The following is a 21,948-nucleotide window of genomic DNA, read 5'->3' as shown; positions in this document are numbered from 1 at the left end:
TCAGCCGCCGATCGGCAGGCCGCCCATCAGGCCGCCGGTGGGCAGGCTGCCCACGGCGCCACCGGTCGGGGCCTCGGCGCTCTCGGTGGCCGCGCCGGCGGTCTCGCCGAGGACCTCGCCCGCCTCGCCCGCGACCTTCTTCGCGGTCGGGGTGGCGCTCTTGCCGGCCTTGCCGACGGTCTTGCCGGCCTTGTCGACGCTCTTGCCGCCGGTCTTGCCGACCACGTCGGTCGTGGCCTGCGAGGCGCCGTCGACGGTGTTGCCGAGGCTCGCGCTGTCGACGGCGGTCAGACCGGAGAGGGCCCCGGTCGGCGCGAGGCTGTGGTCCATGGCGCTTGCGGAGCCGGCCGCACCGACCACGGGGGTTGCTCCGGCCGCGACGAGGAGTGCGGCGCGGGCGATCCGACGGGTCAGGGGGAGGGACATGGTGCTCCTTAGACGGAGAGGACGTTCTGACGTCGTGAACAACCGCCTTGGGGGAGGGAGAGGTTGCGGCGAACAAAGGTAAAGGATCGGTAACGCATCGCATTATCGGGCGGGGAGAAAGCGGACGAAGGCGCCGAAGATCCAACCGTGCCGAACCGTCACTTCCCTTGTCCCGCAAGGGGGTGGAGGAGCGGCGAGAGGGGCGTCGGCGCCGTCGGGCGTGGATGCCCCGGACGGGTGAAGTTCCGTACGGGTGCCCGGATGGCCAAAGCTCGGCCGTCGCACTCCGCCGGCGCGCACTCCGCCGGCGCGCACTCCGCCGGTGCGCGCCCGGCTACCGCGCGAGACGGATGCGGACGGTGCCGTCCCCGGCGGCGGCGGCCGTCTTCGTCCACGTCCCCGAGGCATCGCTCGCGCGCCAGAGCTTGTCCGCGTACGCGACTTCCACGATCCGCAGCGCGTCCGCACGCGCCACCGCCCAGTGGGCGAGCTCCCAGCCGCGCCGCGCGTCCGTGCCGCCGGTCGCGAGGACGGGCACGGAGAGCAGATCGGGGGTGGCGCCCGCGTGCACGCCGGAGCGCCCCGCGCTCCCCGCGCCCTGGGTCGCCGCCTTCGGCGCGGCCTTCTCGCCGAACGCCCGGACCAGCTCCGCCCGCACCTTCGCCGGATCGCCCGGCAGCCCCTTCTTCGCCGGGCTCGCCGTACAGCTGAGGGACGCCGCCGAGCGGCCGGTGAGCGCGGCCGCCAGCAGCGCCGCGTCCGGCTCGTGCTTCGCGTACGCCTGCGGGAAACCGCTGCGCTGCACCTTCTGCGCCGCCACCGTCAGCGGCAGCCGCGAATAGCCCGGAACCTTGTCGAGTCCCTCGTAGAACTTCCCCGAGGAGTACACCGGGTCCATGATCTGCTCCGGAGTGCCCCAGCCCTGCGAGGGACGCTGCTGGAAGAGGCCGAGCGAATCCCGGTCGCCGTGCGCGATGTTCCGCAGCGCGGACTCCTGGAGCGCCGTGGCCAGGGCGATCGTCACCGCCCGCTCCGGCATCCGGCGGGTCGTGCCGACGGCGGAGATGGTGGCGGCGTTCGACGCCTGCTCCGGTGTGAACGTGTAGGTGTGCCCGCCGGTGCCCACGACGCACCGCGGGGCTCCCCTGGAGCCCGTCACGTGGTGCACGGCCACATAGGCGGCCAGACCGAGGAGCACGGCGAAGGCGGCCGTGAACCTGGTCAGGCGGCCGCTGCGGGAGGTACGGGTGGGCTCGGACACGGGCCCACCGTACTGGAGGCCGGGTTAGGGTCGGCACATGGCTGACTACGCACCCCTCGACCTGACGCTGGACGGTCCGGCGCTCACCGCCGCGCTCGTCGACTTCCCCTCCGTCAGCGGGACCGAGAAGCCGCTCGCCGACGCCATCGAGCAGGCCCTGCGCGCCCTGCCGCACCTCACCGTCGACCGCCACGGCAACAACGTCGTGGCCCGTACGCGGCTCGGCCGCGCGGAGCGCGTGGTCCTCGCCGGGCACATCGACACCGTGCCGATCGCCGACAACGTGCCCTCGCGCCTCGACGAGAACGGCATCCTCTGGGGCTGCGGCACCTCCGACATGAAGTCGGGCGTCGCCGTCCAGCTCCGGATCGCCGCCACCGTCCCCGAGCCCAACCGCGACCTCACGTTCGTCTTCTACGACAACGAGGAGGTCGCCGCCGACCTCAACGGCCTGGGGAAGGTCGCCGAGGCGCACCCCGACTGGCTGGAGGGCGACTTCGCCGTCCTCCTGGAGCCCTCCAGCGGCCAGGTCGAGGGCGGCTGCCAGGGCACGCTGCGGGTCTTCCTGCGTACGGAGGGCGAGCGCGCCCACTCCGCGCGCTCCTGGATGGGCTCCAACGCCATCCACGCCGCCGCCCCGATCCTCGCCCGGCTCGCCGCGTACGAGCCCCGCAAGCCGGTCATCGACGGCCTGGAGTACCACGAGGGCCTCAACGCGGTGCGGATCGAGGGCGGCGTCGCCAACAACGTCATCCCCGACGCCTGCACGGTCGTCGTCAACTACCGCTACGCCCCCGACCGCTCCCCGGCCGAGGCCCTGGCGCACGTCCACGAGGTCTTCGCCGACTGCGGGGTCGCCGAGTTCGTGGTCGACGACGAGAGCCCCGGCGCCCTGCCCGGCCTCTCGCACCCGGCGGCGGCCGCCTTCATGAAGGCCGTCGGCGGCACCGCCCAGCCCAAGTTCGGCTGGACGGACGTGTCCCGCTTCAGCGCGGTCGGCGTGCCCGCCGTCAACTACGGTCCCGGTGACCCTCTGTACGCGCACAAGCGCGACGAGCACGTGGCCGTCGAGACGATCAGGCACTGCGAGGACCGGCTCCGCGACTGGCTTACTGCCTGACAGCCGGAATTTCGCTTTTTGTCACGCCTGTGGACCTACGCTGACCGGACTGGAAGATCGATCGTCGGATCGATGGATCGGTGGAGGGAGCAGGCCATGGGTATCCCCGAGGGAGCGTCGAAGCCCGAGGAGCAGCGGCTGGGACCGGTGTTCAGGCGCCGCGATCAGGTCCAGGCGGGCACCACGGATCAGCGTCTGCTGGACACCGAGGGCGACTCGGAGTGGGTGCACACCGACCCCTGGCGGGTCATGCGCATCCAGTCCGAGTTCGTGGAGGGCTTCGGCGCGCTCGCCGAACTGCCGAGCGCGATCAGCGTCTTCGGCTCGGCCCGCACAAAGCCGGGCTCGCCGGAGTACGAGGCGGGCGTCCGTATCGGCCGCGCGCTGGTCGAGGCCGGCTTCGCGGTGATCACGGGCGGCGGCCCGGGGTCGATGGAGGCGGCGAACAAGGGCGCGCGGGAGGCCAACGGCATCTCGGTGGGCCTGGGCATCGAGCTCCCCTTCGAGCAGGGGATCAACCCGCACGTCGACATCGGCGTGAACTTCCGCTACTTCTTCGTCCGCAAGACGATGTTCGTGAAGTACGCGCAGGGCTTCGTGGTCCTCCCCGGCGGCCTCGGCACCCTGGACGAGCTCTTCGAGGCGCTCACGCTGGTCCAGACGCGGAAGGTGACCCGCTTCCCGATCGTGCTCTTCGGTACGGAGTACTGGGGCGGCCTCGTCGACTGGCTGCGCGACTCGGTCGTGGCGGGCGGCAAGGCGTCGGAACGGGACCTGCTGCTCTTCCACGTGACGGACGACGTGGAGGAGACGGTGGCCATGGTGTCGAAGGAGATCGGCCACTGACAGGCCCGTTGTGGGCATCTGTTCCTCCCCCGGACTTCGTCCGGGGGTGCCGCCAGGCGGAACGGGTGGGCACAACCCACGGGACCGGGTGCCATGGCTTGGGCCCCGGCCCCGAGGGCCTGCCTCAGGCGAGGCCCCGCCGCGCCACCGCCGGGGGCCGGTGCCCGGCGATGGACGCGACCATGTCCAGCACCTGGCGCGTCTCGGCCACCTCGTGCACCCGGTACACCCGCGCACCCAGCCACGCGGACACCGCCGTCGTCGCCAGAGTGCCGAGCACCCGCTCCTTCACCGGCCGGTCCAGCGTCTCCCCGACGAAGTCCTTGTTCGACAGGGACACCAGCACCGGCCACCCCGTCCGCGCCATCTCGCCGAGGCGCCGGGTCGCCTCCAGGCTGTGGCGGGTGTTCTTCCCGAAGTCGTGACCCGGGTCGATCATGATCCCGTCCCGGCGCACCCCCAGGTCGACCGCCCGCTCGGCGAGACCCACGGTGACCCGCAGGATGTCGGCCATCACGTCCTCGTACTCGACCCGGTGCGGCCGCGTGCGCGGCTCCGCGCCCCCCGCGTGGGTGCAGACGAGGCCGGCGCCGTACCGGGCGGCGACCTCCGCGAGGCGCGGATCCACGCCGCCCCACGCGTCGTTGAGGACGTCCGCGCCGGCCTCGCAGACCGCCTCGCCGACATCGGCGCGCCAGGTGTCGACGCTGATGACGACGTCCGGGTGGCGCCGCCGTACCTCCGCGACGAAACCGACCGTGCGGCGCGCCTCCTCCTCGGCCGTGACCTCCTCGCCGGGGCCCGCCTTCACGCCGCCGATGTCGATGATGGCGGCGCCCTCGGCCACCGCCTGCTCGACGCGGGCGAGGGCGGGCTCGTCGCGGAAGGTGGCGCCCTGGTCGTAGAAGGAATCGGGCGTCCGGTTCACGATCGCCATGATCACCGGCTCGTGCGGCCCGAATTCACGCCGTCCCAAGCGCAGCATCCCGTATGTCCTCCCTCGCGTCCGTTCGCCTGCGACCCTAACTGTCGGTCGCGCATGGCACGATCGACTCGGGACGGTTTCCACTCCGGGGAGAGGCGCGCTGGTGTTCTGGTTTTTGCTGATCGCGATGGTCGTGGTCGTCGCTGCGGTCACCCTCGCGGTGGTCGGCGGAGGGGACAGCGAGGTGCTGCCCGAGGTGGCGCCTGAGCAGTTGGTGGACCCGCTGCCCACCGGCCGGCCGGTCGACCGCGACGACATCGAGGAGCTCCGGCTGCCGGTGACCGCGCGGGGGTACCGCATGGCGGACGTGGACGACGTCCTGGGACGCCTGGCCGCGGAGCTCGCCGAGCGGGACGAGCGGATCGCGGAGCTCGAGGCGGCGCTGGCCGCGGGCGGCGGCCGGCCGGGACCTTCGATGCGGAAGGACGACGGCCAGTGACCGGCGGGGCGATCCCGGGACCGGACGGGCGGCTCCGCTGCCCGTGGGGCCTGTCGACCGAGGACTACGTCACGTACCACGACGAGGAGTGGGGCCGGCCGGTCCACGGGGATGACGCGCTGTTCGAGCGCCTCTGCCTTGAGGCCTTCCAGTCCGGTCTGTCGTGGATCACGATCCTGCGCCGCCGCGAGGGCTTCCGCCGGGCCTTCGCCGACTTCAAGATCGCCGCGGTGGCGGAGTTCGGCGAGGCGGACCGGGAGCGTCTCCTCGCGGACGAGGGCATCATCCGCAACCGCGCGAAGATCGACGCGACGATGGCGAACGCCAGGACGCTCCTCGGGTGGGCCCCCGGCGAACTGGACGCCCTGATCTGGTCCTACGCCCCGGACCCGGTGACCCGCCCGGTCCCGCGGACGATCGGCGACGTCCCGGCCGTGACGGACGAGTCGACCGCCCTGTCCAAGGCCCTGAAGAAGCGCGGCGTGCGGTTCGTGGGCCCGACGACGGCGTACGCCCTGATGCAGGCCTGCGGCCTGGTCGACGACCACGTGGCCGGGTGCGTGGCCCGGGGCGCCCGCTAAGGCGCTCCCGGGGGCCCCACGCCCCTTCAGGGGCGCGGGGAAGGCGCGACCAGCCACCGGACTGCCCGCACCTTCCGCGGGGCGCTCAGCGGCCCACGTACCGCGGCTTCTCCTTCGCGAGGAAAGCCTGGACCGCGATCGTGTGGTCCTCCGACGCGCCCGCCTCCGTCTGGAGCTCGTCCTCCTTCTCCAGCGCCTCCGCGAGCGAGTGGTCCGCGCCGTACGCCATCGACGCCTTCAGCGCCGCGTACGCCACCGTCGGACCCTCGGCCAGCGCGCGGGCCACCTTCAGGGCCTCCTGCGCGAGGTCGGCGGCGGGCACCAGCTTGTTCACGATGCCGAGCTCGTACGCCTCCTGGGCGCTGATCGAGCGCGGGAAGAGGAGCAGGTCGGACGCCCGGCTCGCGCCGATCAGCCGGGGCAGCGTCCACGACATGCCGGAGTCGGCGGTCAGCGCGACCCCCGCGAAGGACGTGTTGAACGCGGCGGTGTCGGCGACCACGCGGTAGTCCGCCGCCAGCGCGAAGCCGAAGCCCGCCCCCGCCGCGACGCCGTTCACGCCCGCCACCACCGGCTTCTTCATACCGGTCAGTGCCTTCACGATCGGGTTGTAGTGGTCCCGCACGGTGTTCATCGTGTCCCGCGACCCGGACTCCTTGTCCGACATCAGCAGGCCCACGTGCTCCTTGAGGTCCTGGCCCACACAGAACGCCCGGTCGCCCGCCGCCGTCAGCAGTACCGCCCGTACGGCCGTGTCCGCCGCCGCCGCTTCCGCCGCGTCCCGCAGCGCGACCTTCGCCTCGACGTTCATCGCGTTCATGGCCTCGGGCCGGTTGAGCGTGATCGTGGCGAGTCCGTCGGTCACTTCGTACAGCACGGTGTCGGCCATCGCGGCTTCCCTTCGCGTCTTTGCGTCCCTGTCCCGCTCAGCATGGCGGAGATCACGCACCCCGCACATGTGACCTGCGTCAAAGGCCGACGGCGAAGTGGCGGCGAAGTATCGCAGGCCGATCGCCGAAATAGGCGGTTTTGCGGAAGCGCGTTGCGCAAGCGATGCAACCCGATGTTGGTCATCGGGTCCTGTGATGCGGGATAATGACCTGGAAGCAATGTGTTCGATGCCGGTGACGTGTGCTCCCGATCAGGGGCCGTCGGCTGACGAAGAGCTGGTTTCAGGAAGGGGAACAAGCATGGCGGCCATGAAGCCGCGGACGGGCGACGGCCCGCTCGAGGTGACCAAGGAGGGGCGGGGCATCGTCATGCGCGTTCCGCTCGAAGGCGGCGGTCGGCTTGTCGTCGAGCTGACCCCGGACGAGGCCGAAGCACTCGGCGACGCCCTGAAGCAGGTAGTCGGCTGACGCGACAAGCCAGGATTGTCCGCTCCTGCCCCGGCACGGTACCCACCGCGCCGGGGCAGGAGTGTTTACGGGCTCCGGGGCTCTAGCGGTTCCGAGGCTCTACGGGCTCCGAGCCCCGGGGGCGGCACGTCGGCCTCAGCCGCGGCGCACCGCGCACAGCAGACCGTCTCCCACGGGCAGCAGCGCCGGGAGCAGCTCCTGGCTCTCCCGGACCGCCCGCAGCAGCTCCCGTATCCGCAGCACCTCCGCCGGCTGCGCCGCCGAGTCGACCGTGCGGCCGTCCGCGAAGACGCCCTCGAAGCAGACCAGACCCCCTGGTCGCAGCAGGCGCAACGATTCAGCGAGGTAGTCCAGGCTCTCCAGCGGGTCGCCGTCGCAGAAGACGAGGTCGTACCCGCCGTCCGCGAGCCGCGGCAGGACGTCCAGGGCCCGGCCCGGGATGAATCGCGCCCGGTTCCCGGCGAAACCGGCAGCCCGGAACGCCGTCTTCGCGAACTGCTGGCGCTCCGGCTCCAGGTCCACCGTCGTCAGGACCCCGTCCGGCCGCATCCCGTACAGGAGATAGATGCCGGACACGCCCGTGCCGGTACCGATTTCGGCCACCGCTTTCGCGTCCGCCGTGGCGGCCAGCAGGCGCAGAGCGGCGCCGGTGCCCGGTGACACCGAGGGCAGCCCTGCCTCCCGGGCCCGCTCACGGGCCCAGCGCAGCGCGTCGTCCTCGGCGACAAAGGCGTCGGCGAACGCCCAGCTCGTCTGCCGGTTGGCGGTAATGGCCCTCTCCTGTCCCCGTAGTTGGCGCAACGGTGACTGTATCCGCTGCACGCGGGAACCCGCAGATGGGACCGCGCGTTCAGAGAAGGCAGGACGCGATGCGGAGCGCCGGGTGAGCCGACCCCAAATTCGCGTAAAGATTCTTATCCGGAGCTAACGGGCGAGGTGGCTATGGTAGGGGCTCCACTGGACACCACCAGAGCCGACAGGGGAGGTGCGGCTGCGCCTGTGGATCGGGGAGGAGTGCTTCGGCGTCTTCTCAGGTCGGCGGGTGAGCCGAAATCCGTGACCGACACCGCTGACCGAATCCGCACCGCCGACTCCGCTCCCACCACCGCGACCTTCGCATCGGATGCGGAATCGCAGGCGTGGACTCCGCCCACCTGGGAGGAGATCGTCAGCACGCACAGTGGCCGGGTCTATCGCCTCGCCTACCGTCTGACCGGCAACCAGCACGACGCCGAGGACCTCACCCAGGAGGTCTTCGTCCGTGTCTTCCGCTCGCTGTCGACGTACACGCCGGGCACGTTCGAGGGCTGGCTCCACCGCATCACCACCAACCTCTTCCTCGACATGGTCCGCCGCAAGCAGCGGATCCGGTTCGACGCGCTCGCCGACGACGCCGCCGAGCGGCTGCCCAGCCGCGAGCCCTCGCCGCAGCAGGTGTTCAACGACACCCACTTCGACGCCGATGTCCAGCAGGCCCTCGACACCCTCGCGCCCGAGTTCCGTGCCGCGGTCGTCCTCTGCGACATCGAAGGACTGTCGTACGAGGAGATCGCCGCCACGCTCGGCGTGAAGCTCGGCACGGTCCGCAGCCGTATCCACCGCGGGCGCTCGCATCTGCGCAAGGCGCTGAAGCACCGTTCGCCCGAGGCCCGGGCGGAGCGTGCGCTGGCCACCGTCGGCTGGGAGGGCGGAACGGCGTGAGCATCAGTCCTGCCGGCCCGACCCCCGCGGAGCAGCATCTCGGGGACCGGCTCGCCGCGCTGGTCGACGGGGAGCTCGGCCACGACGCCCGCGAGCGGGTCCTCGCGCACCTCGCGACCTGCGCCAAATGCAAGGCGGAGGCCGACGCCCAGCGCAAGCTGAAGAGCGTCTTCGCCTCCACCGCACCCCCTCCGCCCTCGGAGGGGTTCCTCGCACGCCTCCAGGGACTGCCCGGGGGACCCGGTGATCCGGGGGGTGAGGACCGCCGGGGGGGACCTTTCGACGGCCTCTTCGGCCTGGGCGGGGTCGGCGGTGCCAACGGAATCAACGGCGTCGGCGAGGTGAGGTCCGACGGCTTCGCCACGGCCGTACCGGTCTCCCCGCACTCCGGCTTCCGTATCCACGCCGTCGGCGGACGGCCCGACCAGGACCGCTCGTCCTGGCGCGGCCGGCGCTTCGGCATCGCGGCGGCCAGCGCCGTCTCCTTCGCCGCCATCGCGCTCGGCGGCGCCCTGCCGCTGGAGTCGACGGTGACCGCCGGCGCGCGCGGTGACGGCTCGGGCAACAACGTGACTCCGCTGCGGGCCGCGGCCCCCGGCGGCGGCATGGGTACCGGCGCGGGCACGGGCGCGGGGACGAACGCGGGCTCGGCCACCGGGCGCGGCGGGCGCTCGGGGGAGCGGCAGACCACCGACTCCTCGACGACGCGTGGGGGCGCGAGTTCGACCCCCGACACCGTGGTGCCCGGTCCCTTGGTGCCCGGTGAGGACAAGGCCGCGGTGACCGTCCAGCTCAAGGGGGCGGCGGCGCAGTCGGTCCTCGAGCTGTCCCCGTTCATACGACCCACGGGGCCCGCGCTGCACCTGGCGTTCGCGTCCGGGTTCAACCCGGTGGGCAGGCCGGCCGTCGCTCCTGCCGGCACCCCGAGCCCGTCGACGACGCCGCTCACCTCCCACCGCTGACCCGGGACCTGGTTGAATCCAGGGGACGGGCGCCCGACGCAGGCGGGCGCGGCCAGGTCAGCTGTTGCGGGGAGAGCATGAACGACGGGAAGCCCACCGGCCAGAAGCCGAAGTGGTGGAGCCGGCCTACGAGTACGCCGCCGGCTGGGGGTCCTTCCGGACGAAGTCTGGGGGAGATACCGGAGCCGCCGGTCGCGGACGAGGGGGACTTCACCCTGGCCGCACCCGCGGCCCCGGAGGCCCCGGAGGCCCCGGAGGCCCCCGAGACCCCCGAGGTCCCCGAGACCCCGGCCGCCCCACCCGTACCGCAGCAGCAGACGCAGGCGCAGCCGCTGCACGAGCCCGACGAGTACCGGACCCCGCCGTACGGCGAGCCCGGTCCCTGGGCGCCCGCGCCGCCCGTGCAGCGGCCGGTGACGACTCCGGCCCACGGAGTCCCCGTACCGCCGCAGCCGGTTCCGCAGCCGGCCGCCGCCCATCCGGCGCCGCAGCCGGCCGCCCCGCATCCGGCGCCGCAGCCCGCGCAGTGGGTGCAGTACGACCCCTGGGGTGCTCCCGGTGCTCCCGGCGCCCCGCTGACCATCGGCGCCGAGCCGCCCGCCAAGCCGCGCCGGGCGCGGCGCGGGCTCGCGCTCGCGGGCGCCCTGGTCCTCGCCCTGACCACCGGCGTCCTCGGCGGCGTGGTCGGCGCGTTCGTCGAGCGCAACGGCGGCATCAGCACCATCGAGCTGCCCCAGGCCGGCCCCGAGGACTCCGGCCGGGCCCCCGACAGCGTCGCGGGGATCGCGGCCAGCGCCCTGCCCAGCGTGGTCACCCTCCACGTCAGCGGCGGCGGTTCCTCGGGCACCGGCACGGGCTTCGTCCTGGACACCCAGGGCCACATCCTGACCAACAACCACGTGGTCGACGGGGCGGGCACCTCCGGCGGCATCACGGTGACCTTCAGCAGCGGTGAGACCGCGAGCGCCAAGCTGGTCGGCAAGGACAGCGGCTACGACCTCGCCGTCGTCCGGGTCACCGGCGTCTCGGGCCTCAAGCCCCTGCCGCTCGGCAACTCCGACAACGTCCGCGTCGGCGACCCGGTCGTGGCCATCGGCGCCCCCTTCGACCTCCAGAACACCGTCACCTCCGGCATCATCAGCGCCAAGGAGCGGCCCATCACCGCCGGCGGCGAGAAGGGCGACGGCAGTGACATCAGCTATGTCGACGCCCTGCAGACCGACGCCCCGATAAACCCGGGCAATTCGGGCGGTCCGTTGGTCGACTCCAAGGCCCGGGTCATCGGCATCAACAGCGCCATCCGCGCGGCGGGCAACGGTTCGGGCGGCGAGAGCGGCGCCCAGTCCGGCTCCATCGGCCTCGGTTTCGCCATCCCGATCAACCAGGGCAAGCGCGTCGCCGAGGAGCTCATCAACACCGGCAAGGCCACCCACCCCGTCATCGGTGTCAGCCTCGACATGCAGTTCAACGGCGACGGCGCGCGCGTCGGGGAGAAGGGCAAGGACGGCAGCGCCTCGGTCACCCCGGGCGGCCCGGCGGCCAAGGCGGGCGTCCAGGCCGGCGACGTCATCACCAAGGTCGACGGCCAGCGGGTCCACAGCGGCGAGGAACTGATCGTGAAGATCCGCGCCCACCGCCCGGGCGACCAGCTGGAGCTGACGCTGCTGCGCGGCGGCAAAGAGCAGACCAAGACGCTGACCCTCGGTTCCTCGCAGGGCGACTGAGCGCCATGTGAGGGACACCGCGAGGTACCCGCCCGACAGTTTCGGCGGGTACCGTGGAGCGGGCCCCGGACCCCGCGTAAGGAGCAGCAAGGTGTTCAACGACCTAGGCATACTCGAGCTCGTGACGCTCGTGGTCCTCGCCGTGCTCGTTTTCGGCCCGGACAAGCTGCCGAAGGTCATCCAGGACGTGTCGCGGTTCATCCGCAAGGTGCGCGACTTCTCCGAGAGCGCGAAGCAGGACATCCGGACCGAGCTGGGACCGGAGTTCAAGGACTTCGAGTTCGAGGACCTCAACCCGAAGACCTTCCTCCGCAAGCAGCTGGACGGGAACGAGGACTTCAAGGAGTTGAAGGAGCTGCGCAGCAGCTTCGACCTCAAGAAGGAGATGAACGAGGTCGCCGACGCGGTGCACGGTCGTGAGCCGGAGGCTCCGTCGGTGCCGGCGGCCGTCAACGGCTCGCCCGACCTGCTGAAGAAGCCCGGCAAGCCGGCCGCCGATGAGCGTCCGCCGTACGACTCCGACGCGACCTGACACAACCTGGCGCAACCCGGTGGCTATCCTCGTCTGTTGTCCGCCGACGCGGGCATGAATCGAGGAGGCGGCCGAGATGGAGACGACGAGTCGGGTGGAGGGAGTGCCCACAGCCCGGCGTACGGCCGAAGGCTACCTGCGCGCACCCTTCGCCTGGTACGGGCTTGACGAGGCGTTCACCGGACCGCGCTGGCTGATGCAGGTCGGCACGGCGGCGGACGGGACCGTCCAGCACGGGTCGATGGGCCACGGTGACGAGCCGTCCATAAAGTCCGACGCGAGCGGTGCCGAGAAGGAGCGCTTCGCCGTCGTCGTGACGGTCGCGGCGAGCCCCGTACGGCGCACGGGTGACGGTACGGGCGTCCTGGACGCCACCACGGTCGCCTCCGCCGCCTGGCTGGCCGGCTCGGGGCTCCTCGCGTACACGTGGCCCGCGCAGCTGGACCACACGCTGCGGGACGACTGGCTGGACCAGCAGACGGAGACGGCGTTCGAGCTCGCGGACGACCTCGAAGGCCCCGCGTGGTCGACGCTGTCGCTGCCGGTGGACGGCGTCCCGGTGCCGTTCCACTACCGGGAGTCGGAGTTCGGGTGGGTACTGGCCGGCTCCGCGGGTGAGGTGCACATCGGGGCGTTCGGTCGGGGGATGAGCGCGTACGGCTTGGGGTTCTCCGCGGTGGAGGACCTCGGGCTGTACGCCTGACGGCACGACGAAGGGGCACCCCGGACGGGGTGCCCCTTTACGCTGCGCGGTCGCTGCCGGCCGGTGGTCGGCGTTGTGTCCCCCTAGGACTCCGTCCTGGGGGGACCCCCATGCGGAACGATTGCCCACAACCCGCCGGAGGCGGTCCTGGGGTCTAGAACTTGTTCCGGGGGGTGATGCCCAGGCTCATGCCCGAGAGGCCGCGCTGGCGGCCGCCGAGCTTGCCCGCGATGGCGCGCAGGGCCGAGCCCGCCGGGGAGTCCGGGTCCGTCAGGACGACCGGCTTGCCCTCGTCGCCGCCTTCGCGCAGGCGGACGTCGATCGGGATCGAGCCGAGGACCGGGACCGTCGCGCCCGTGGTCCTCGTCAGGCCGTCCGCGACCCTCTGGCCACCGCCCGTACCGAAGACGTCGACCATCTCGTCGCAGTGCGGGCACGGCAGGCCCGACATGTTCTCGACGACACCGACGATCTTCTGGTGGGTCTGCACGGCGATCGAGCCGGCCCGCTCGGCGACCTCGGCCGCCGCCTGCTGCGGGGTCGTGACGACGAGGATCTCCGCGTTCGGGACCAGCTGGGCCACCGAGATCGCGATGTCGCCCGTGCCCGGGGGCAGGTCGAGCAGCAGGACGTCCAGGTCGCCCCAGTACACGTCCGCGAGGAACTGCTGGAGTGCGCGGTGGAGCATCGGGCCGCGCCACACCACCGGGGCGTTGCCCGGGGTGAACATGCCGATGGAGATGACCTTCACGCCGTTCGCGGACGGTGGCATGATCATGTTCTCGACCTGGGTCGGACGGCCGTCCGCGCCCAGCATGCGGGGCACCGAGTGCCCGTAGATGTCGGCGTCGACGACACCGACCTTCAGCCCGTCGGCGGCCATCGCCGCGGCCAGGTTCACGGTCACGGAGGACTTGCCGACGCCGCCCTTGCCGGAGGCGACCGCGTACACCCGGGTCAGCGATCCGGGCTTGGCGAACGGCACCTCGCGCTCGGCCGTCGTGCCCCGCAGGGCCGCGGCCAGCTCCTTGCGCTGCTCGTCGCTCATCACGTCCAGCGACACGTCGACACCGGTCACGCCCTCCACGCGGGAGACCGCGTCGGTGACGCGCTGGGTGATCGTGTCGCGCATCGGGCAGCCGGAGACGGTGAGATAGACCGTGACGGCGACCACGCCGTCTGCTCCGATCTCCACCGACTTGACCATGCCGAGCTCAGTGATCGGCTTGTTGATCTCGGGGTCGTTCACCGTCGCCAGTGCTTCAAGCACCGCGTCTTCCGTAGCCATACGGAGATGGTACGGCGCCGACCACCGGCGCCGGAAAGCCCGTCAGCGGTCGGGTACGTCACTTCTGTGACCCTCACCCGGGGGGAATAGATCCCGGTGCCCGTTCTGGAGCTCCTCCATGTCCTTGATCAGGTCCTGCAGCTCCGAGCGGATCCAGTCACGGGTCGCCACCTCTCCCAGCCCCATCCGCAGCGCCGCGAGCTCCCGGGTCAGGTACTCGGTGTCCGCGATCGACCGCTCGTTCTGCTTCCTGTCCTGTTCGAGGTTGACCCGGTCGCGGTCGTCCTGCCGGTTCTGGGCGAGGAGGATCAGCGGGGCCGCGTACGAGGCCTGGAGCGACAGCGCGAGCGTCAGGAAGATGAACGGGTACTCGTCGAACTTCAGCGAGGCCGGGGCGAAGATGTTCCACAGCACCCAGACGATGATCGTCACCGTCATCCAGACGATGAACCGCCCCGTCCCCAGGAAGCGCGCGATCCGTTCCGAGACCCGGCCGAAGGCCTCGGGGTCGTACTCCGGCAGCAGCCTGAGCCGTCGCTCCCGCGGCAGGTCGAGCCGGATCCGGGGCATGGCCCGCTCTCGTTCTCGCTCCCTCTCCTGAGTGCGCTCAGCTGCCATGCACGGGCCTCCCCTCGTGGAACTCCGTGTCCCGCCAGTCCTCCGGCAGCAGATGGTCGAGTACGTCGTCCACGGTGACCGCACCGAGCAATGACCCGCTCTCGTCCACGACCGGCGCCGCGACCATGTTGTACGCGGCGAGGTAGCTGGTCACGGCCGGCAGCGGGGTGTCCGGGGCGAGCGGCGGCAGGTCGCTGTCGACCAGCGAGCTGACCAGCGTGAACGGCGGATCCCGCAGCAGCCGCTGGAAGTGCACCATGCCCAGGTACTTGCCCGTCGGCGTCTCGTCCGGCGGCCGGCACACGTACACCTGCGCCGCCAGCGCGGGGGACAGATCCTGCTGCCGTACGCGGGCCAGCGCGTCCGCGACCGTGGCGTCGGGCCGCAGCACGATCGGCTCCGTGGTCATCAGACCGCCCGCGGTCCGCTCCTCGTACGCCAGGAGCCGGCGCACGTCGGCGGCGTCGTCGGGCCGCATGAGGGTCAGGAGCCGTTCCTTGTCCTCCTCCGGCAGCTCCGAGAGCAGGTCGGCCGCGTCGTCCGGGTCCATCGCCTCCAGGACGTCCGCGGCGCGCTCCTCCTTCAGCTTCCCGAGGATCTCGATCTGGTCGTCCTCCGGCAGCTCCTCCAGGACGTCGGCGAGCCGGTCGTCGTCGAGGGCGGCGGCGACCTCGGCCCGCCGCTTGGGGGAGAGGTGGTGCAGCACGTTGGCGAGGTCGGCGGGGCGCAGCCGCTCGAAGGTGGCGACCAGGTTCTCGGCGCCCTGGCCCTCCTCCTCCAGCGAGAAGCCGGTGACGGCCGACCACTCCACCGTCAGCGTCTCGCCCTTGCGGCGCAGCGCCCCGCCCTTGCCGCGCCGCACGAAGACCTTGTCGATCTCCCAGTCGCGGCGGGCCGGCAGCTGCTGGATGGCCACGTCGAGGACGGTGACCTCCTCGTCCGACTCGACAAGCCGTACCCGGCGGTCGAGCAGCTCGCCGAGGACGAGCCGCTCGGTGGGGCGCTGCTCGAAGCGGCGCATGTTCACCACGCCCGTGGTGATGACCTGCCCGGACTCGACGCCGGTGATCCGGGTCATGGGGACGAAGACCCGGCGGCGGCTGAGCACCTCCACCACCATGCCGAGCAGCCGGGGCGGGCGGCGGCCCACCCGGAGCATGGCGACGAGGTCGCTGACCCGGCCGACCTGGTCTCCGTTGGGGTCGAAGACCGGGACACCGGCGAGATGCGAGACGAAGATCCGGGGGGCGCCTGCCGCCATGCCACGCGCCTCCTCGGTGTCGCACGATTCGGGTCATTGCTGAGGTATGCCGGATTCAGGCTAGCCCGTGGCCTTCCGTGGCGCCCCGGCAGAGCGCCCGTACGGCTGCCTGCGGCGTTGGCTCCCGGCCCGGGTACGCTGCGGTCTGCCGTCCCCCCACCGACGACGTTCGAGAGGCAGCGCAGGTGACCGCACTTCCCACTGCATCGCGCATCCGCCGGGCCGTCCTGCCCGTGGCACTCTGCGCCGGTCTCGCGGCCGGGCTCACCGCCTGCGCGTCGGATCCGGACGAGGGGACGAACGGGGTCGGGAAGCTCGACGCGACCGCCATCGAGCAGAAGGCGCAGTCCGCGGCCGACGCGGCGAAGGCGGTGCGACTGGCCGGGACCCTGGTCAGCAAGGGCGGCACGTACAAGCTGAACATGCGGCTCAAGCAGGACGGCGCGAGCGGCTCCGTGACGACGAAGAACAGCACCTTCGAGCTGCTGCGGATCGGTGACGCGCTCTATCTGAAGGCCGACGCCGGCTTCTGGGCGCATGGCGCCGACAAAGCGACCGCGACCCCCTCGGAAGCGGACAGTGAGGCCGCCGACAAGCTGGACGACAAGTACGTGAAGGTGCCGCAGGACGACCCCTCGTACAAGCAGCTGCGCGGCTTCACCGACATGGACATGCTTCTCAACGGGCTCATCGGTCTGCACGGGGACATCGTCAAGGGTGACCGCGACAAGATCGGCGGCATCCGTACGGTCAAGGTCAAGGGCGGCCAGGACGGCGAGGGCGGCACGCTGGACGTCGCGCTGGAGGGCCTGCCGTTCCCGCTCCAGTTCGCGCGCGGCGGCGGAGCGGGCGTGGTGGTGCTGTCCGAGTGGGACAAGGACTTCCCGCTGGAGGCCCCGGCGCCGGGCCAGACCCTGGACTACGGCAAGCAGCTGCCGCGTACCTAGCCGAGGGCGGCGCCTGCTCAGGGCAGAGGGCGGCGCCTGCTCAGGGCAGAGGGCGGCGCCTGCTCAGGGCTGGTTCAGGGCTTCTTCAGGGCTGGTTCAGGGCTGCTTCAGCGCTTGCGCCGCTTGAACAGCAGGCGTGGAAGCCCTGCCGGTGCGGGACGCCTCGTGACCGCGTCCGACCGCTGCGGGACCGCCGCGAGGGACCCGTCCGGGAGGTCCGTCGTGGAGTCCAGCGGCTCCAGCCGCAGCACCCGGCACTCCCGCGCCCAGCGCTCCGGCATCGCCTCGCCGTCCGTCGCGTTCAGCCGCTTGCCCTTCAGCTCGGCGACCGCCGCGTCCCACGCCTCCGTACCCGGGGCCAGCTCGCTCACCGCAGCCGTCCAGGCGACGATCCGGCCGCCCTTGTCCTTGCTGCGGACCGTCACCTCGGCCGTGGAGCCCGCGACGAGACCCGGCAGCGGCTGCTCGCCCGGGCCGTCGCCCACGACGTGGGCCGCGCCCTCGTGCCAGACGTGCCACAGCGCCCGGGCCGTGGGGGCGTCGCCCCGGACCCAGATGAGACCGGACTTCTTCGTGGCCTCCTCGACGAGGGCGGGGCCGAGCAGCGTGTCTGTCATGTCCCGCAGCCTAGCGCCAGCCCGGCTACAGCCAGCCGTTGCGCTTGAGGGTGCGGTGGATGGCGAAACAGATCACGGTGATGCCGACGAGCACCATCGGGTAGCCGTACTTCCACTCCAACTCGGGCATGTGCTCGAAGTTCATGCCGTACACGCCGCAGACCGCCGTCGGGACGGCGATGATCGCCGCCCAGGAGGTGATCTTGCGCATGTCCTCGTTCTGCGTGACGGTCGCCTGCGCCAGGTTGGCCTGGAGGATCGAGTTGAGGAGCTCGTCGAAGCCGACGACCTGCTCCTGCACGCGCGCGAGGTGGTCGGCGACATCGCGGAAGTACTTCTGGATGTCCGGGTCCACCAGCCGCATCGGGCGCTCGCTCAGCAGCTGCATCGGGCGCAGCAGCGGGGTGACGGCCCGCTTGAACTCCAGTACCTCACGCTTGAGCTGGTAGATCCGCCCGGTGTCGGTGCCGCGCGTGGAGCCCTTGGCCGGCGGGGAGAAGACGTCGATCTCGATCTGGTCGATGTCGAGCTCGACCGCGTCGGCGACCGCGATGTAGCCGTCGACGACATGGTCGGCGATGGCGTGCAGGACGGCCGAGGGGCCCTTGGCGAGCAGCTCGGGCTCGCCCTGGAGGCGGTGGCGGAGGTTGCGCAGCGAGCCCTGCCCGCCGTGCCGGACCGTGATGACGAAGTCGGGGCCGGTGAAGCACATCACCTCGCCGGTCTCGACGACCTCGCTGGTGGCGGTGAGTTCGGCGTGCTCGACGTAGTGGATCGTCTTGAAGACGGTGAAGAGGGTGTCGTCGTACCGCTCCAGCTTGGGCCGCTGGTGGGCGTGGACGGCGTCCTCCACGGCGAGCGGGTGCAGCCCGAACTCGGCGGCGATACCGGCGAATTCGGCCTCGGTCGGCTCGTGCAGGCCGATCCAGGCGAAGCCGCCGCTCTCCCGCACCTGGCGCATCGCGCCCCGCGGGGTGAGGCAGGCGCGGTCGTCCACGCGGCGGCCGTCGCGGTAGACGGCGCAGTCGACGACGGCGCTGGAGGCGGAAGGGTCGCGCGTGAAGTCGTACGCGGCGTAGGGGGCGCTGGGCTTGCGCAGAGAGGGGCGCAGGGAGGGGCGGACCGCGGCGCGCAGGTCACGGATCATCGACATTTGGCATGCTCCTTCACGGAGAAGCCGCCGGCGAGGCGTGGCACAGCCCGGAATGAGGACGTGGAGCTACGTCGTCCACAAAGCGGGCGGCACCGCGGGATCGCGGTGACGGCGTTCGCTACAGACAGGCAAAGGCGAAGTGCTCTTCCGTCGTGCGAGATGCCGGGTGACCGGGGAAGGCCTCAGATCACCGGGAGGAACGCACCGGGCTCGGGTGCGGGGCGGAAGAGCGGTTGGTACTGCCCGATCGACTTCGATCCACGCAGCCCCACCTCCTCCGGCCGGTCCCCCGTGGGGGATGACGAGTAGTCGGGAGTCCCGACCAGCGGCCAAGACTATCAGCCGACAGAGGGTCAATCCCTTCCTTTGCCCCTTCCATACGCGCTTTATGCTCGCTGCATGGGAGAAGTTCTTGCTCTGGTCGAAGCCCGTCTGCGTTCGGCGCTCGGCGAACCGGACGCGCGGGCCGCGGTGACGTTCCTCGGCACGGACCGGATCGAGGTGCTCCGCTTCATCGACGGCGACGTCGTGCGGTACGCCACGCTCGGCATGTCCGCGCACCCGATGACCGACCCGACGTCCGCGCTCGCCGACCCCGTGAAGGGTCCGCGCGCCGAACTGGTGCTCTCGGTACGGGCCGGGGTCGCCGACACCGACAAGGTGCTGCGCCCGCTCGCCGTCCTCGCCTCGACCCCGCAGGTCGAGGGCGTGGTGGTGGCGCCCGGCGCCTCGCTGGACGTGGGTGAACCCCTGTGGCCCGGGGCCCCGTTCAGCTCGGTGCTCGTCGCGGAGTCGGGCGGCCTGGTGGAGGACCTGGAACTCGACGAGCCCATGGATCCCGTCCGCTTCCTGCCGCTGCTGCCGATGACGTCGAACGAGGCCGCGTGGAAGCGGGTCCACGGGGCGCAGGCCCTGGAGGAGCGCTGGCTGGCGAACGGCACGGATGTGCGCGATCCGCTGCGCAGGTCCGTGACGCTGGACTGACGTCCGGACCGACGTCCGGACCGAGGCCCCTCGACGGTGGTTGCCGCGTACACGAAATGCAGGCCGCATCTATCACTCGGGGTGAACTGGTCGGGCCGGACGGGTGATCGTCCTTGACGCGGGCGCGGAGGGGTAGGACCGTTGGGCTCTATGAGGGGCGAACCCAGTTGCCCGAAGTGCGGTGGCCGGGTCAGGGCGCCCGGTCTCTTTGCCGACTCCTGGCAGTGCGACGTGCACGGCTCGGTGCACCCGCTGCAACCCGTGATCCCGCCCAGCGTCGAGGCCCTCGGTGTCGTCGTGCACCGGGCCCAGGTGCCGGTGTGGATGCCGTGGCCCCTGCCCGTCGGATGGCTCTTCACCGGGGTCGCGTACGCCGGTGACGACCGGAGCGGCGGACGCGCGACGGCCGTCGCCTGCTCCGGCCCCGGGCCGCTCGGCGGGATCGGCGAGCTGCTGCTCATCGCGGAGGAGCTCGGCGTCGGACTCGGCGCGCGCTACGCCGGGATCGACGGGCCCGACCCCGGTGCCGGCATGTCCATAGAGAAGCCGGCCCAGACGAAGGTGCTCGCCGCCGGACGGCCGACACCGCTGTGGCACGTGAACGGCACCCCGCAGGACCGCGCGGTCTTCGCGGGAGAGGCCCGCGGGCTGTGGCTGTGGGCGATCGTGTGGCCCGAGCAGTCCGGGCTGCTGATGTACGACGAGCTGGTGCTGACGGACCTGCGGGACGCGGGCGCGGAGGTGGAACTGCTGCCGTGCGGGGCGCTGACGCCACGTCTGCTGACGTAGAGGCGTGCCGGGGCGGTAGGGCTGGGCGAGGGGCCCGGCCCGGGGGCGGGTGTGTTCGATTCGCCCGTTATGCTGGAGCGTCCCCTTCGTCCGCCCCGAGCCTTGGAGCAACGCGTCGTGCGCATCGATCTGCACACCCACTCCACGGCGTCGGACGGTACGGACACCCCGGCCGAGCTGGTGCGCAACGCCGCCGCCGCCGGGCTGGACGTCGTCGCCCTCACCGACCATGACACGACCCGCGGACACGCCGAGGCGATCGCGGCGCTCCCCGAGGGGCTGACCCTCGTCACCGGAGCCGAGCTGTCCTGCCGGCTCGACGGGGTCGGCCTGCACATGCTCGCGTACCTCTTCGACCCCGAGGAGCCCGAACTGGCCGCCGAGCGCGAGCTGGTCCGGGACGACCGGGTGCCGCGCGCCCAGGCGATGGTCACCAAGCTCCAGGACCTGGGCGTCCCGGTCACCTGGGACCAGGTCGCCCGGATCGCCGGGGACGGCTCGGTGGGCCGCCCGCACGTCGCGGAGGCGCTGGTCGAACTCGGCGTCGTACCGGACGTGTCCGGGGCGTTCACGCCGCAGTGGCTGGCGGACGGCGGACGGGCGTACGTGCGGAAGCACGAGCTCGACCCCTTCGACGCGATCCGGCTCGTCAAGGCGGCCGGCGGCGTCACGGTCTTCGCGCACCCGCTGGCCGTCAAGCGCGGCGAGGTCGTACCGGAGTCCGCGATCGCGCGGCTCGCGGAGGCCGGCCTCGACGGCATCGAGGTCGACCACATGGACCACGACGACGCGACGCGGGCGAGGCTGCGCGGGCTGGCGAAGGAGCTCGGGCTGCTGGCCACGGGCTCCAGCGACTACCACGGCAGCCGCAAGACCTGCCGCCTCGGCGAGTACACCACCGACCCCGAGATCTACGGCGAGATCACCCGCCGCGCCGCAGGGGCCTTCCCGGTCCCCGGCGCGGGAGGACGCGCCTAGCCCTCACGGACTGGCCCCGGTCACTCCAACTCGACCGATGCCAGCTCGGCCCCTCGGGCACCAGCCCGGCCGACCCCGGCGGGAAACCTCCGGCGCGACTCCGGTCAGCCCCCGACGGGAAGCCTCGGGCGGCAGCCCGGTCGGGTCCTCGGCGGGAAGGCCTCGGGCGGCAGCCCGGTCGGTTCCCCGGCGGGAAGGCCTCGGAGGGCAGCCTCAGGCGCCTCCGGCCGGTTCGCCGGCGGGAAGCCTCGGGCGCTAGTCCGGCCGGGTTCCCGGCGGGAAGGCCTCGGAGGCCAGCCTCCGGCGCCTCCGGTCGGGTCCGTCGGCGGGAGCCCTCCGTGGGACCCCGGTCAGGCTCTCGGCGTGAGGCCCTGGGCGGCAGTCCGGTCGGGTTCCCGGCTGGGAGCCTCGGAGGGCAGCCCGGTCGGTTCCCCGGTGGGAAGGCCTCGGAGGGCAGCCTCCGGTGCGACTCCGGTCGTCTGCCGGCGGGAGCCCTTCGTGGGGCTCCTGTCAGGCTCTCGGCGTGGGGCCCCGGGCGGCAGTCCGGCCGGTCCCCCGGCGGGAAGCCTCCGGTGCCACTTCGGTCAGCCCCCGGCGAAGCTCGGCGGGAAGCCTCGGAGGCCAGCCTCCGGCGCTCCGGTCGGGGCTGTCGGCGGGAGTCCTCCGTGGGGCTCC

Annotated in this window: 24 protein-coding genes; 14 read left to right on the top strand and 10 right to left on the bottom strand. The window is 72.1% G+C overall.

Features of this window, described 5'->3' with window-relative positions:
- Positions 1–426: an ATP-binding protein gene (locus FDM97_RS29390; protein ID WP_137993518.1), complete on the bottom strand. Its 426-nt coding sequence runs from the start codon at positions 424–426 to the stop codon at positions 1–3.
- A 334-nt stretch (positions 427–760) separates the two neighbouring features.
- Positions 761–1,687 (bottom strand): hypothetical protein, encoded by a 927-nt coding sequence (locus FDM97_RS29385; protein WP_137993517.1) that lies wholly within the window; start codon positions 1,685–1,687, stop codon positions 761–763.
- Between the two features lie 37 nt (positions 1,688–1,724).
- Between FDM97_RS29385 and dapE the strand changes: the two genes are divergently transcribed.
- Positions 1,725–2,807 (top strand): succinyl-diaminopimelate desuccinylase, encoded by a 1,083-nt coding sequence (gene dapE / locus FDM97_RS29380; RefSeq protein WP_137993516.1) that lies wholly within the window; start codon positions 1,725–1,727, stop codon positions 2,805–2,807.
- A 96-nt stretch (positions 2,808–2,903) separates the two neighbouring features.
- Positions 2,904–3,653, top strand: a complete 750-nt coding sequence (locus FDM97_RS29375; protein ID WP_137993515.1) for an LOG family protein — start codon at positions 2,904–2,906, stop codon at positions 3,651–3,653.
- A gap of 124 nt (positions 3,654–3,777) precedes the next feature.
- Here the strand turns inward: FDM97_RS29375 and folP are convergent, their stop codons facing one another.
- The gene (gene folP / locus FDM97_RS29370; protein ID WP_137993514.1) at positions 3,778–4,638 is read right to left on the bottom strand and encodes a dihydropteroate synthase; all 861 of its coding nucleotides are present in this window, start codon (positions 4,636–4,638) and stop codon (positions 3,778–3,780) included.
- 103 nt (positions 4,639–4,741) lie between these two features.
- On the opposite strand from folP, the gene FDM97_RS29365 reads away from it, so the two are divergent.
- Complete coding sequence (locus tag FDM97_RS29365) at positions 4,742–5,077, top strand: DivIVA domain-containing protein (protein WP_137993513.1); 336 nt, start codon at positions 4,742–4,744, stop codon at positions 5,075–5,077.
- Positions 5,074–5,658 carry a DNA-3-methyladenine glycosylase I gene (locus FDM97_RS29360; RefSeq protein WP_137993512.1) on the top strand — a complete coding sequence of 195 codons (585 nt, stop codon included), beginning with the start codon at positions 5,074–5,076 and terminating at the stop codon, positions 5,656–5,658. Before FDM97_RS29365 ends, FDM97_RS29360 begins: the two co-directional genes overlap by 4 nt.
- A gap of 85 nt (positions 5,659–5,743) precedes the next feature.
- Here the strand turns inward: FDM97_RS29360 and chcB are convergent, their stop codons facing one another.
- Positions 5,744–6,547, bottom strand: coding sequence for a 2-cyclohexenylcarbonyl CoA isomerase (gene chcB / locus FDM97_RS29355; RefSeq protein WP_137993511.1), 804 nt, complete (start codon positions 6,545–6,547; stop codon positions 5,744–5,746).
- Between the two features lie 301 nt (positions 6,548–6,848).
- On the opposite strand from chcB, the gene FDM97_RS29350 reads away from it, so the two are divergent.
- A complete protein-coding gene (locus FDM97_RS29350; RefSeq protein ID WP_006346801.1) occupies positions 6,849–7,016 on the top strand; it encodes a DUF3117 domain-containing protein in 168 nt (55 codons plus the stop codon).
- Positions 7,017–7,151: 135 nt separating this feature from the next.
- Here the strand turns inward: FDM97_RS29350 and FDM97_RS29345 are convergent, their stop codons facing one another.
- Positions 7,152–7,817, bottom strand: coding sequence for an O-methyltransferase (locus FDM97_RS29345; RefSeq protein WP_137995095.1), 666 nt, complete (start codon positions 7,815–7,817; stop codon positions 7,152–7,154).
- A gap of 141 nt (positions 7,818–7,958) precedes the next feature.
- Between FDM97_RS29345 and sigE the strand changes: the two genes are divergently transcribed.
- The 5 genes from sigE to FDM97_RS29320 all read left to right on the top strand — a co-directional run bounded on the left by sigE (position 7,959) and on the right by FDM97_RS29320 (position 12,638).
- Positions 7,959–8,717 carry an RNA polymerase sigma factor SigE gene (gene sigE, locus FDM97_RS29340; protein ID WP_137993510.1) on the top strand — a complete coding sequence of 253 codons (759 nt, stop codon included), beginning with the start codon at positions 7,959–7,961 and terminating at the stop codon, positions 8,715–8,717.
- Entirely contained in the window at positions 8,714–9,679 is a 966-nt protein-coding gene (locus FDM97_RS29335; protein WP_432816256.1) for an anti-sigma factor family protein, read from the top strand. The genes sigE and FDM97_RS29335 overlap by 4 nt, the downstream gene beginning before the upstream one ends.
- Before the next feature lie 77 nt (positions 9,680–9,756).
- Positions 9,757–11,403, top strand: a complete 1,647-nt coding sequence (locus FDM97_RS29330) for a S1C family serine protease (protein ID WP_137993509.1) — start codon at positions 9,757–9,759, stop codon at positions 11,401–11,403.
- Positions 11,404–11,494: 91 nt separating this feature from the next.
- Positions 11,495–11,935 (top strand): sec-independent translocase, encoded by a 441-nt coding sequence (locus tag FDM97_RS29325; protein WP_137993508.1) that lies wholly within the window; start codon positions 11,495–11,497, stop codon positions 11,933–11,935.
- A gap of 76 nt (positions 11,936–12,011) precedes the next feature.
- Positions 12,012–12,638: a hypothetical protein gene (locus FDM97_RS29320; protein WP_137993507.1), complete on the top strand. Its 627-nt coding sequence runs from the start codon at positions 12,012–12,014 to the stop codon at positions 12,636–12,638.
- 154 nt (positions 12,639–12,792) lie between these two features.
- Here FDM97_RS29320 and FDM97_RS29315 read toward each other — a convergent pair whose 3' ends face one another.
- From FDM97_RS29315 to FDM97_RS29305, 3 genes are read right to left on the bottom strand one after another with little or no spacing between them, the layout of a single operon-like run.
- Positions 12,793–13,926: an Mrp/NBP35 family ATP-binding protein gene (locus FDM97_RS29315; RefSeq protein WP_137993506.1), complete on the bottom strand. Its 1,134-nt coding sequence runs from the start codon at positions 13,924–13,926 to the stop codon at positions 12,793–12,795.
- A 42-nt stretch (positions 13,927–13,968) separates the two neighbouring features.
- Complete coding sequence (locus FDM97_RS29310; protein ID WP_137993505.1) at positions 13,969–14,544, bottom strand: DUF1003 domain-containing protein; 576 nt, start codon at positions 14,542–14,544, stop codon at positions 13,969–13,971.
- Positions 14,534–15,805 carry a magnesium transporter MgtE N-terminal domain-containing protein gene (locus FDM97_RS29305; protein WP_137993504.1) on the bottom strand — a complete coding sequence of 424 codons (1,272 nt, stop codon included), beginning with the start codon at positions 15,803–15,805 and terminating at the stop codon, positions 14,534–14,536. Before FDM97_RS29305 ends, FDM97_RS29310 begins: the two co-directional genes overlap by 11 nt.
- A 185-nt stretch (positions 15,806–15,990) precedes the next feature.
- Between FDM97_RS29305 and FDM97_RS29300 the strand changes: the two genes are divergently transcribed.
- Positions 15,991–16,752, top strand: coding sequence for a hypothetical protein (locus FDM97_RS29300; protein WP_137993503.1), 762 nt, complete (start codon positions 15,991–15,993; stop codon positions 16,750–16,752).
- A 107-nt stretch (positions 16,753–16,859) separates the two neighbouring features.
- On the opposite strand, the gene FDM97_RS29295 is transcribed toward FDM97_RS29300, so the two are convergent.
- Together FDM97_RS29295 and FDM97_RS29290 are read right to left on the bottom strand one after the other, a co-directional pair.
- Positions 16,860–17,369 carry a hypothetical protein gene (locus tag FDM97_RS29295; RefSeq protein ID WP_137993502.1) on the bottom strand — a complete coding sequence of 170 codons (510 nt, stop codon included), beginning with the start codon at positions 17,367–17,369 and terminating at the stop codon, positions 16,860–16,862.
- Positions 17,370–17,394: 25 nt separating this feature from the next.
- Positions 17,395–18,522 (bottom strand): magnesium and cobalt transport protein CorA, encoded by a 1,128-nt coding sequence (locus FDM97_RS29290; protein WP_137993501.1) that lies wholly within the window; start codon positions 18,520–18,522, stop codon positions 17,395–17,397.
- A 399-nt stretch (positions 18,523–18,921) separates the two neighbouring features.
- On the opposite strand from FDM97_RS29290, the gene FDM97_RS29280 reads away from it, so the two are divergent.
- From FDM97_RS29280 to FDM97_RS29270, 3 genes are all read left to right on the top strand, one after another.
- The gene (locus FDM97_RS29280; RefSeq protein WP_137993500.1) at positions 18,922–19,506 is read left to right on the top strand and encodes a suppressor of fused domain protein; all 585 of its coding nucleotides are present in this window, start codon (positions 18,922–18,924) and stop codon (positions 19,504–19,506) included.
- A gap of 150 nt (positions 19,507–19,656) precedes the next feature.
- Positions 19,657–20,295, top strand: coding sequence for a DUF6758 family protein (locus tag FDM97_RS29275; protein ID WP_137993499.1), 639 nt, complete (start codon positions 19,657–19,659; stop codon positions 20,293–20,295).
- A gap of 117 nt (positions 20,296–20,412) precedes the next feature.
- Complete coding sequence (locus tag FDM97_RS29270) at positions 20,413–21,273, top strand: PHP domain-containing protein (protein WP_137993498.1); 861 nt, start codon at positions 20,413–20,415, stop codon at positions 21,271–21,273.
- The last annotated feature ends 675 nt before the right edge of the window (positions 21,274–21,948 follow it).

The organism is Streptomyces vilmorinianum, from assembly GCF_005517195.1.
Lineage (GTDB): Bacteria > Actinomycetota > Actinomycetes > Streptomycetales > Streptomycetaceae > Streptomyces > Streptomyces vilmorinianum.
The sequence above is the reverse complement of the archived record's forward strand: the minus strand, read 5'-3'. Positions and strand labels throughout refer to the sequence as shown.